We start from the raw sequence: 11,532 nt of genomic DNA, 5'->3' as shown, positions 1-11,532 counted from the left end.
AAACTTGTCGGGTATCTCAAGGGCAACAAGGCGCGCATTGACTACGGCAAATTACGTCGTGGCGGTTATCCGCTGGGGAGCGGAGCTATTGAGAGTGCCAACAAGTTTATCTGCCACGTGCGACTGAAACGTTCGGGGGCCTGGTGGAAGATTGACAACGCCAATAATGTGCTCAAGCTGCGCTGCGCCAAATACAATGCAAAATTCGACGATGTTTTTGAGATGCATCAGGCCGTTAACAGAAAACAGCCGCAGTATAGCGCTGTTACGCTCAAAAGGATCAAATGATGCGCATAACTGTCGGATGCTCCCGGAACGGACGAGCCCGATCATGCTCGCGCGGACAGGCGAACAAGAACGTGACAGGAGAAACGAACGTGCCCTGCCCTTCGAATCCAAGCTGGATGCCGCCGCGGCCCCGGATCACGAACACCGGGACAACGGCATTTTCGCCACCGCCGGTTGAGGAGCCATGATGGAATTCGATACACTCCGCATCGCCGCCAGGATAGAGAATCTCAACCGGGCCATGGAATTCGTGGAGGAGAAGGCGGTGCATTTCGGACTCAATCCGAAAAAAAGGTTTGGAGCGCTCCTCGCGCTTGAAGAGGCCTTTGTGAATATCTGCCGCTATGCCTATCCCCGGGGCGAAGGGGACGTTGCTCTCCTCTGTGGCGGCGAGGGCGAGCTGTTTGTGCTGGAAATCACCGATACGGGCGACCCCTTCGACGTCCTGTCGCTCCCTGAGCCGGACCTGACCGCGAGTATCGTGGAACGAAAAATTGGCGGCCTGGGGATACACTTCATCCGGAAACTGTCGGACAGCGCCAGTTACCGGCGGGTGCGGAATCAGAATGTTTTGCGGTTGGCTTTCAACCGTGCCTGAGGGCCGCTCCCCGGAAACGGAAGGCTGCGGGACTTCGGAGAAAAAACGGGGGGATCGAGAAGCGCGACGCGCCCCGGTCAATTGAAGATGTTGGCTTCCGCATCCTCGCGGGTGGAGAAAAAGAGCATATAGTTTTTGAATCCGGCCATGCTGATGATTTCGTCGACGGTTTCCCGCACGTTGCAGAGGGCGAGCTGGCCGGTCCCATATAAATGCTTGGCGAGCAGTATCAGGATGCGCAAACCGGCACTGCTCAGATAGGGCACCTCGCCCAAATCGAGAATGATGTATTTCGCGCCATCGTCGATCAGGTTCATCATCCGGTCTTCGAACTCCGGTGAGGTGGTTGCATCAATCTTGCCGGCGATCGTGGCGACGATAAATCCGTTTTTATGTTCAACACCAATTTGCATGCATTGCTCCAGAGGATAAAACTGCCGCAGAAAATTTAAAGCGGCAACGATCCGCATCAATCCATCTTGTGAGAAAATTGATCGGACTGTCCGCTGATTTTCCTTTGCCCACCATATCGTGTTTCGTCTGAGTTGAAAATGGAAATTCTGAATTTGCAGCGCCTCCGCCTTCCGACCGGAGGGTGCTTCCACGACATGCACAACGTTGCGCAGTGGCGCCCTCACTTCAAACAGTCCTTTTCTCCCCTCTGATTTTTCCCCTCCGATACGCAAGAAGAAGAAGTAGAATCCCCATGCGCCTGGTTATTTCCTCCCTGTTTCTGCTTCTCTACATAGCGGTAAGCCTGATTTCTTTCCTGCCCTGCCGCCTTTCTGTCAAAGTGGCGGCTGGCATCGTCCTGCTTGTCGTCAGCCAGAAATATTTCTTGTACGAAAAAATCGGAGGCTCCTTTCTCGCCCCCCGCCTGCCGTTACCGATTTTTCTTTCCATGGAAGTCCTGTATGCCGTTTTTGTGCTTCTGTTTTTCCTGCTCTTGACCAGAGATGGCCTGACCTTGCTGCTGTGGATCAGTCGCTGCCTGGGAACGTCATGGCGCTTGCCGTTCCCGGCCGCTGTCAGGGACACGGGGATAGTGATGGCCGCTCTGATCTTGGGTGGATGGGGGGCCTGGCAGTCGATACGGGTTCCGGACGTCCGCACCGTGGAAATTCCCGTGGCGGGATTATCCGACAGGTTGGATGGCTTCACGCTCATCCAACTTTCCGATATTCACATCGGCCTTCTCTTGAAAAAGGATTGGCTCGCCGAGGTGGTGCGGAAGACCAATTCCCTTGCTCCTGACTTGGTGGTGCTGACCGGCGACATGATCGACGGTTCCCCCGGGGAACTCGAGCAGGACATCGCTCCGCTTGGCGATCTGCGCGCGCACTATGGCGTGTACGGCGTGACCGGCAACCATGAGTACTATTTTCAGGCCGAACAATGGCTGCCTGTTTTTCGACAATTGGGCGTGGACATGCTGCAGAATGAGCACAGGACCGTGTCGGTCAACGGTGCCGAACTGGTGCTCGCCGGTATACCCGACCCGAGAGCACTGCGATTCGGCGGTCATGGACCGGATGCGCGCAAGGCCCTTGAGGGGGCGCCGGATGCGGTGCGAATTCTGCTGGCTCACCAACCGAGCGGTGCCGCCGATAATATCGGCGCTGATATTCAGCTTTCAGGCCATACCCACGGCGGTCATCTGTTCTTTTTGAAGCCGCTCGTAGCGGCCTTCAACGAAGGATTCGTCAATGGGCTGTACGATGTGAACGGGATGAAACTCTATGTCAGTCCCGGAACCGGCATCTGGGCAGGATTTTCCTGCCGGCTCGGCGTACCGTCGGAAATCACACGCATTGTTTTACGTGCCGAATAGATGGCCGTGGAGGCAGGTCGAACTCCCGACGGTTCCAGCCGTATTGAGCGGCCCGGGGAAGCAGGGCATTTCAGGGAAAAGCTGCTCAGCGGGAAATGGCTGCATGGCGGTTCAGCACACATCCCAACAATTTTTCCTGCGGAACGAGCTGCACAGCGGTCGTGCAGTCCGTCATCGACGTCTTGCCCGACTCGACGACCATCAGGACAGCGTCGACATAGGGAAGGAAGGCTATGGCATCCGCACCTTCCAACAAGGAGGGGACATCAAAAATGATGTAGCGATTCTGATATCTGTTTTTCATTTCTGCCACAAGCTGCCCCATCTTCGCGGAACCAAGCAGTTCCGTGCTACCGCCGATGGTCTTGCCGCCAGAGATCACCGTCAGCTTGCTTATCCCCGGACAAACGATGAGATCAGACAGCGGTATGTTTTCCAAAAGATGATCGGCAATGCCCCGATTGCTTTCGTACCCCAGCAACGTATGGATGCCTTGCTTGGCCAGGTCGCAGTCCACCAGCATGACGGTCTGATGAAACTCCTGGGCCATTGAAAGAGCGAGATTGACAGCACTCACTGTTTTTCCAGACCTTGGACGCGGACTGGTCACCATGATCGTGTTCCAGCCCTGGATTTTTGCCCGCTGCTGCACTTGCGTTCGAAGGATTTTGTATGCATCGGACTCAGGATCCTCTGAATACGCAGCGACCAAATGTTGCTCCTTGAACCTTTTTTTATCGACAACGACCTGCTTGGTCAGAGAATACATGAAAGGTTGCCGTTTGAGAGGGAGTTCGCCTGAGAGATCGAAAGATCCAGATGAGTTCCCTGCAATGGCATCTCTTGTGGCCTTCTCCACGAAACCATCCGTTTTCATAATGTCAATTTCCTCAATTCTGCAATGGGACTGTCGGCACGGCTCATGTTCTCACCAACTTCTCGGCTCAGAAAACTCATCAAAAAGTCAGATTACGCATTGCCTTTGCCCAAAATACATAAAGGTCCATCACAAAAAAATGAAAAATCAGGAGAACAACAACCAGGCCAACCGGGCCTGATATCATGAGTATATTGCGGCGTTTCTTCTGCTCCGCAGTTTCTCTTGCATTATAATAGACTGGAATAACGGATAGAACCGGAACGTTCGCATGTAGACTCAATTGTCTCGCATCACGAATCGTATCGTCGGTAATCTCTAAAATGGCCGTCAAGCCGATGCTGCAACCAATTCCGAGAACTATGCCGATGATAAAAATAGCAAGCCTGTTCGGCTTGTAGGGCTTTTCAGGGAGCAGAGCCGGATCGATCAAGGTGAAGCGTTCACCTTTCTGATCGCTTTCAAGCCCTTGCGCGACACGGGCTTCCATAAATTTCTGCATGAGATCGTCATATTTGATTTTAAGGCTGTCCCGCTCCATGAGCAATTTTCGATATTCCTGTTCAACGACTGGGGTAGATTTGATATATTCACGCAATAAATTACTTTTCTTTTCATAATTGGCAATTTGCTGCTTTACAGATTGAATTTCAGATTGAGCACTGCTCAATTGAGATGCAATATTTATATATGCAGGATTCGTTGGTTTGCCAACAGTATTGGAAATATTATTTTTATTTATTTGACAATTTGTTCTTTTACCCAATTCATCAATTTCTTTCTTCAAATAAATGATCTCAGGATATTCATCAGAATATAAAGATTTAAGCCGATTTAATTCAAGCATCAACTTACTCATTCTTTCCTCATCGGCAAGCTGTGGCGAAGTTGAGCTTAATTGCGCGATGAAAGAAGCTTCTTTCTCCTTAAGACTACGAAGCTGTTCAAGATATCTCTCAATATTCATTTCCGTGAGATGCAATTCCTGGGTATTGACTTGCATCAACTCGGGTAATTCATTGATATGTTTCTCTTTAAAAGAGGAAATTTCAGCTTCTATTTCATAAATCGATTTCTCTATCTTGTTTTTTTCTTCTTCAAAAAATATCGAAGTTTCTCTCGTTTGCCTCTCCCTAACCTTGATATTTTCCTCCAGAAAAAGAGATGTCAGCACACTGGCAACACGTTGAACCTTAACGGGATCATTTTCACCTTCATAGGATAAGGTAAAAGCCACCGTGACATTTGTATTTCTTCCAGTACGCTTATCAATAACCTCAGCATTAATTAACTGAAGATTGATGTCGTCTCTCATATTTTCAATAATCTCTTCTTTAATTTTATATTTTTTTGCATCAGCATATAATTCATACTTATCTATAATCTCCTGTAACCTCGATGTACTAATTATCTTTTGTTTAATCTCCTGAAGACGCTTTTCCACAAAACTGGTAACAGTTGTCCTCACAAAATCGCTTGGTATTTCTTGGTCCTCAATAAGTATAGTCGAGGAAGACAAATAAACGGGAGGAAGAGCAAACACCAAGATTGTTGCCAATATAACTGCAAAAAAGAACGGAACAATGATGGAAAATTTTCTTCTCTTAATTATCAATACAACATCTTGCATACGTAACGATTTATTTTCCAATTTTATTCCTCAAAATAAGTTTTCAACTATTTTTTATCCGATTAAAATCAAAAATTTTATTAAAAATTATTTTAATATATTATCAATTCCCCATATAAAATTGATAAAAAAACTATTTCTTTCTATATTGCTATCGTAATCCGTATATTCTACGCGAGAATAACCATACTCAGCTTCAACAGTAAAATTATCAGAAATTTTATATGTAATTCTTGGTAAAATATTCAGTGTTTTTTTCCCGGAATTTCTATTGAAAACGGCATCGCTCCCGGACGATTCATTGAGAAAATAACTGCTCCATATTCCGATCCTCATGTCAGCCGAAACTTGTTTTGACCATCCTCCTCCTACGGTCGTCCTTTCGACAGTGGTGTTGCTGAAGTTGTCGGGGGCGACTTCGTTGGTCAGGGACAGCCTCAAGGAGGATGTTTCAAATTCCGCATCAACGGAACAGTGAGCCGTCACCCCCCATTCCTTATCTGCCTGCAGATAAGGGTTGTCATAGTCCGTCTCGATGAGCGACGGCCCGACCCAGGCCAGAATGCTGTATTGTTCGTTCAGTTTTTTTTCCAATCCAATGGTGACGGTGGTGTAATCGCTCACCTGCGACCCTTCATAATCATAACGACGTTGGGCCAGATCCACGAAACCGGTCGTTTCGGAAAGGTACTGACTGAGGTCACTTCTGACACTCAGATTGTAACTTCCCGATCTCATGTCTGAATAATCTTTATCCTCGTACCTCATCGTACTGTAGGAAGCCTGGCTCCCCACGACGGTTTTTTCCGAAAGGGCCCATTCGAGTCCAAGAGATTCGCGATTTTGCTCGCGTTTTGAATTGGTCGAGATAAGTCCTGAAGAAGCAATTTCACGGTCTGCCTGGGAATCGACTTTATGCAGGCTCGACGCGTTGAACGAAAACAGGGGACTGAGCGCATAGGAGCCGTTGGCGGACACCTCGGAATCGAGACTGTTCAGGCTGCTGTTGTCAGCATAGGAAAAGGAATCGACTTTTCCTTTAACAGCCAGCTCGCCTCGTTCGTTACGCTGCAAGAGCTGTACGGCCGGAGTGAGAACGGTATAAAAATCACTTTCAGCATCTTGCGCAGAAAAAAAGATGTTGTCGCTATATTTTGTTCCCAGGGATATAGAAGGAGAAACGACAGATTCAGCTGCGACCGTCTTCTCTGCATTGCAATGATCAAGAGCAACGATCACGATCAATGCCAACAACAGTGGCATATTGTTCCGAACTCGTGCGCACCTGTTGCTGCATCTTTCTTTATCGGCGACAACGATATTAAGGAACAACAATGACATCTCGCCGTTTCAGAAAAATATTTTGCTGCAAGTTACGTCCGCGCGCTACCTCATCGTAATCGAAATCGATAATGGAAGTGGTGCCATCCTCTTCTGTTCGAAAAATCTTTATTGCATCGCCTTCGGCAAAAGGATTCAACCCCGATGCCATGGCCAATGCCTGCAACACGTTTGTCTTATCCGTTATCAGCTTCACCCCCGGAGCATTGACCCGGCCAATAACGTAGATCTTCATGCTGTTGACCTGTTGCACCGCAACGGTGATTGTCGGACGAGTGACATACCGTACATACATTTCTTGCAGGTGCCCCGTGAGTTCCCTGACCTTTTTGCCCTCGACCACGATGTCCCCCACCAAGGGAAGGGAAATCTTGCCGTCCGGGCGCACCGGCAACGTCTTTGAAAGTTCCGCATTGCCCCAGACCATGATTTCAAGAACATCGCCGGCACCGATGATGTATTCATCGTCGATAGGAATGGTTGTTGCTGTCTGTGCGGACGTATCGTCGGCAACGCCGACGACATGCGTCGCACAGAGCAGGCAAAGAGCCGGGATCACAACGTTCAAAAAACCGCACACAGCATGTTTGATGCTTTTGGTCATCATTTGTCGCCCCATGCTTTCACGACGGAAGATTCAACAGTTCCAACGCATTGGTTCGCCAGGGTGCATCCGAGTCGCCTCCGCCCTCCACGGCCTTCCTCAACCTTTCCCTGGCCTCATCCCTCTTGCCCATCTGATGAAGGATCACACCTAGATGGTAGTTCATGACGGGATGTTCGGGGTTTTGCGCCAAGGCCCTTGCCGCAAACCCTTCCGCCTTTTCGTAATCACCAAGCTTCAGATACACCCAGCCGACCGTATCCAGCACGGAAGCGCTCTCCGGTTTCATTTTCAAAGCCATCTTGGCCAGTTTCAAGGCTCGCTTCAGCGTTTCCTCGTCCGCGGCCTGTTCGCTCAGCAGAAAAGACAAGTTGTTCGCGGCCACCCAGTTCGTCGGCAACGCCGTCAATGCCTGCTCGTACACCTGCATGGCTTTGGCCAGATCGCCGCTCTTCTCATACAAGGCAGCCAACGTCAGATAAGCGGAACCGTTTTTCGGGTCGGCGGCGATCCCTGCGGTCAGTTTTTCAATGGCGGCATCGACCTTGCCCTGCACAAGGGCCAATGTGGCAAGATTGTTATGCGGATCCTGCCATTGCGGTTGCAGGGAGACCGCCTTGGCGAAGGCCTCCTCGGCCCTGGCAAATTCCTTCCGCACCATGTGGACGCGGCCGAGCAGGTTGTAGGCGACGACATCCTCGGGTTTCTCCCGAATTCTTTCCTGGCAGGCTTTGACGGCATCGTCGTTTCTGTTGAGAGCGAGGTAGCGCTTGACCAGTTCTTCCAGCAGCAGAGGCGAGTCGGGGTTCGCCTGGTAGCCGCGCAGGATCGTTGCCGCCGCCTTTTCATTGCCGCCCTGGCGCGCATAGAGATATCCAAGACTCACGTAACCGGCAGCAATGTCGGGCGCCTGCTCCATCACTTCCGCGAAGATCGCCTCGGCCTCGCTGTATCTGGCCTGTTCAACATAAAAGTTTCCCAATTCAACCTTGAGCCGCTGGTTGTCCGGATGCACGCCGATGATGTCGCGGAGCACCTTTTCCGCGCTGACGAGATCACCCTTCATTTTGTATAATCTCGACAGGACAAGGGGTAGTTGGCCATGGTCAGGATTGGCTTTCGCAGCCGTTTGCAGCGTCGCAATCGCCACATCCTGTTGTTTGTTGCGAACAAGCACCTCCGCCAGGCGGAGATATGCATCAACGAAATCGGGCCGTTCACTGACGACCTGACGGAATTCGGTGACAGCGTCATCAAACCTGCCCGCAAGCAAATCGATGCGGCCCTTCAAATAATGCCCTTCAATGCTTTTGGGATTTTCCTTTAACGCAAAAAGAACCTGCTGTTCAGCTTCGTCGATCGCTCCTTGCAAAAAATAAATATCTGCGATTTTTATTCTGGTAGTAATTATATCCGGGGATGCCGGATTGTTATCAAGCTCCAGACATTCCTGCAAAACATGCAATGCCTCGTCCAATTTTCCTTGCTGGAACAGTGCTTGCTGTAAAAAAAATCGTAATTCGAAGTTTTTATCGTTGACAGCAATGCCTTTCCGCAAGACTTTCTCGCCCATGGCCGCTTCACGCAAAGAATAATAGAAAGAAATAACTGTTTTCCATAAGTGAATATTGGCAGGATCGTTGGCGAGAATCGTATCAAGATATTGTTGAGTTTCATCTTTGCGGTCAATTTTCCATAAGAGCCGGGCAAATGCTATTTTGTGCATTTCCTTATCCGGTTCCATCTCAATGAGTGTTTTAATCAAATCAATGGCATCTTCGGTTCGTTTTTGCATATCATAAACATTGACCAAAAGTGCCTTGAGTTCAATGGCATCTTTATTTACGTCAATGCCTTCATTGAGAATTTTTTCGGCGATATCAAACTGTTTATCTTCAAGATATATGGACGCAATCAATTGATATACATATCTATTCCTATAATTTTCTAATATAAGTTGTTGAAGTATATCCAAAGATCCTTGCTTATCTTTATCTACAAGCAATATTCTCGCCTTAAGATAGCGAGCATCTTTGTTAGATTGATCCAATTTAAGAATATACTCAATCTTTTCTTCAGCCTTTTCTTTCATCTTAGCCGCAAGAAATAGTTTAACCAATTCTATATGAGCATCAATATGATTTTGATTTTTTGCTATTGCGCTATTAAAATTTTCAAAAGCTTTTTGTGGATTATTTCTTTTGATCTCAACAAGACCTCTCATATAAAATGCATCGGCAAAGTTCGGATCAAGCTGCAAAGCATTGGTCAATTCAATATTTGATTTGACATAATCCCCATGATCATACAATCTTTTTCCCTTTTCATAAAAACTTATTTTTTTCTCTTCAGTCGTTGAGCATGAAGAAATTAAAACAACAATAATTGCCAACAACGATAATTGTTTCAATTTACCATATATCATATCCATCCCTTCCCAAATCGTGTCATTTCCCTGGAGTGAATCGACTTACAACGCGCCTTTTCTTTGCAAGACCACCATCACTGTCTTCAACAGAATCTTAATATCTTGAAAAAAATGCCAATTATCAAGATATTGGCAATCAAGCTCGACAACCTTTTCAAAATCCTTGATCTTATTTCGCCCGGAAATCTGCCACAATCCGGTGATACCTGGCTTGGCAGCTATTCGCTTCAAATGCTCAAGCTGATACATTTCCACTTCCTGAATGGTGGGAGGGCGCGTTCCCACAAGGCTCATTTCACCCTTCAGCACGTTGAGAAATTGCGGCAATTCATCGAGCGAAGTGGTCCGCAACCATTTCCCGACCTTGGTCACGCGAGGATCATTCTCCAGCTTGAACATGTGCCCGTTCATCTCATTCCTGCCCATCAGCTCTTTTTTCATTTCCTCGGCATTCTCATACATGGTCCTGAACTTATAGAGTTCAAAGATCCTGCCATGTTGACCTTTCCTTTTCTGGCGGAAAATGACAGGTCCGGGTGAATCGAGCTTGATCGCCACGGCAATGAAGGGGAAAACACCGGCAAGAACGAGAAAGCCGACAGCGCCGCCGACAACATCGAGAATCCGCTTATAAAGCAATCCATTGGCGTTGAAACTGCCGGCCTGCAGATTGATGAACGGTATCCCTTGACACCGTTCGACGGTCATCGAGCATTCACCAGGATTCCAAAGCGCGGGGAGAATCCTGACCGACACCCCCATCTTCCTGCAAATTTGTAAATATTTCTGCAAATCTGTCCTTCGGTCGCCATGCAGGGCAAAAACGACTTCATCGACGGGCCGCTCGCGGAGCACTGTTTCCAGCATTTCTATCGCTCCCAGACAGTCGGGGTCACATTGCCCAGATGCATTTTCGCACAACCTGCCAACGACATCGTGTCCCCAGCTCATCTGTTTACGTAGTGCATGGGATACGACCATCCCTCTTTCCCGGTCGCCGACGATGAGCATCTTCCGCGACCGGTGGCTACCCCGCGCATCTTTCACAATATAACGTGTTGAAAAAACACGTAATATTGAAATGTACCCGAAAGTAGAAACCGAAAACAGAAAAAGAAACCCACGCGGGAAACGGGTCGGTTCGTAGAAAAAAATAGTCGAACTCAGAAACAGGAAGTCAGCGAGAACGACCTTGAAGACGGAAAAGACAACCGTGACCAAACTCGCAGGCGCCTTGTCACCATACAGGCCCAGGGAGCCAAAAAAATAGTTGTTGATGAACATCACTCCGACAATGGAGGTCAGCAGGGTAAACTGGTCCGGCAGGGGCTCGACCCCGAAAACGCCGCCCAGATGAATGCAGCCGTAATAGGCGGAATACCCCGCGGCAATAACCAACAGGGCGTCGAGGCCCATGAGAACGACGTTTATGATGTAAACCTGTTGCTGCAACATGGCGTTGGCATGTCCTGACGACGCCCTCTTGATCCTTTGCCCGGGCCGGTCGCTGATTTGGGGGCGATGAAGCCTTCCCGCACTCTTGTCTGACAAGTATCCGAGTACGCTGTGCCGGAGAAACATGATCCGGACGAGATGCGGCTGAAGAGCGAGAGATTTGTACTTCAGTTCTGTTAGAGAATAATTTTATTTGTATTATTATTCGGCATTATCAACGCACACCGACTAAATCATTCCCAGAATACCGCATAAAATCACAGGTTCAGGAAATACTGCCATTGCTGTCAGCCGGTTTTGGACAGCACTTTCCAGATGCCGGTTTGCAACTTTCCAGACACTCAAATTTTCTTCTAGCCGAATCATCACCTGATCAAAACAATTCAGTGGTTATATCGGGAGCCGTCAGGCCGGCTCACCAACGTATTTGCTTACGGCAGCACGTTGGCTCATTCTTTATCTCATGACGCGGGCGGTACG

10 protein-coding genes and 1 pseudogene are annotated in these 11,532 nt (G+C 48.6%); 4 read left to right on the top strand and 7 right to left on the bottom strand.

Going from position 1 to position 11,532, the window contains the following annotated elements; translation table 11 throughout:
• The 3 genes and pseudogenes from Q362_RS20695 to Q362_RS0113535 all read left to right on the top strand — a co-directional run.
• Window positions 1–288: pseudogene (locus tag Q362_RS20695) on the top strand (hypothetical protein); the annotation flags it as partial.
• A 43-nt stretch (window positions 289–331) separates the two neighbouring features.
• Window positions 332–466 (top strand): hypothetical protein, encoded by a 135-nt coding sequence (locus Q362_RS24745; protein WP_281172890.1) that lies wholly within the window; start codon window positions 332–334, stop codon window positions 464–466.
• Window positions 467–472: 6 nt separating this feature from the next.
• Window positions 473–886, top strand: a complete 414-nt coding sequence (locus Q362_RS0113535; RefSeq protein WP_245590230.1) for an ATP-binding protein — start codon at window positions 473–475, stop codon at window positions 884–886.
• 77 nt (window positions 887–963) lie between these two features.
• Here the strand turns inward: Q362_RS0113535 and Q362_RS23685 are convergent, their stop codons facing one another.
• A complete protein-coding gene (locus Q362_RS23685; RefSeq protein ID WP_157470129.1) occupies window positions 964–1,572 on the bottom strand; it encodes an STAS domain-containing protein in 609 nt (202 codons plus the stop codon).
• A 20-nt stretch (window positions 1,573–1,592) separates the two neighbouring features.
• On the opposite strand from Q362_RS23685, the gene Q362_RS0113525 reads away from it, so the two are divergent.
• Window positions 1,593–2,717 (top strand): metallophosphoesterase, encoded by a 1,125-nt coding sequence (locus tag Q362_RS0113525; RefSeq protein ID WP_028319126.1) that lies wholly within the window; start codon window positions 1,593–1,595, stop codon window positions 2,715–2,717.
• Window positions 2,718–2,802: 85 nt separating this feature from the next.
• Here Q362_RS0113525 and Q362_RS20685 read toward each other — a convergent pair whose 3' ends face one another.
• The 6 genes from Q362_RS20685 to Q362_RS0113490 form a co-directional block, all read right to left on the bottom strand.
• The gene (locus tag Q362_RS20685; protein WP_051554328.1) at window positions 2,803–3,594 is read right to left on the bottom strand and encodes an AAA family ATPase; all 792 of its coding nucleotides are present in this window, start codon (window positions 3,592–3,594) and stop codon (window positions 2,803–2,805) included.
• A 79-nt stretch (window positions 3,595–3,673) separates the two neighbouring features.
• Window positions 3,674–5,245, bottom strand: a complete 1,572-nt coding sequence (locus Q362_RS0113515) for a GumC family protein (RefSeq protein ID WP_157470127.1) — start codon at window positions 5,243–5,245, stop codon at window positions 3,674–3,676.
• 66 nt (window positions 5,246–5,311) lie between these two features.
• Window positions 5,312–6,487: an outer membrane beta-barrel protein gene (locus Q362_RS0113510; RefSeq protein WP_028319124.1), complete on the bottom strand. Its 1,176-nt coding sequence runs from the start codon at window positions 6,485–6,487 to the stop codon at window positions 5,312–5,314.
• A 58-nt stretch (window positions 6,488–6,545) separates the two neighbouring features.
• The gene (locus tag Q362_RS0113505) at window positions 6,546–7,172 is read right to left on the bottom strand and encodes a polysaccharide biosynthesis/export family protein (RefSeq protein WP_051554327.1); all 627 of its coding nucleotides are present in this window, start codon (window positions 7,170–7,172) and stop codon (window positions 6,546–6,548) included.
• 16 nt (window positions 7,173–7,188) lie between these two features.
• Window positions 7,189–9,600: a tetratricopeptide repeat protein gene (locus tag Q362_RS0113500; RefSeq protein ID WP_084312723.1), complete on the bottom strand. Its 2,412-nt coding sequence runs from the start codon at window positions 9,598–9,600 to the stop codon at window positions 7,189–7,191.
• Window positions 9,601–9,639: 39 nt separating this feature from the next.
• Window positions 9,640–11,052 (bottom strand): sugar transferase, encoded by a 1,413-nt coding sequence (locus Q362_RS0113490; protein ID WP_028319121.1) that lies wholly within the window; start codon window positions 11,050–11,052, stop codon window positions 9,640–9,642.
• Window positions 11,053–11,532 lie beyond the last annotated feature (480 nt).

Source organism: Desulfobulbus elongatus DSM 2908, from assembly GCF_000621145.1.
GTDB lineage: Bacteria > Desulfobacterota > Desulfobulbia > Desulfobulbales > Desulfobulbaceae > Desulfobulbus > Desulfobulbus elongatus.
This window is presented reverse-complemented; position numbering and strand designations above follow the sequence as displayed.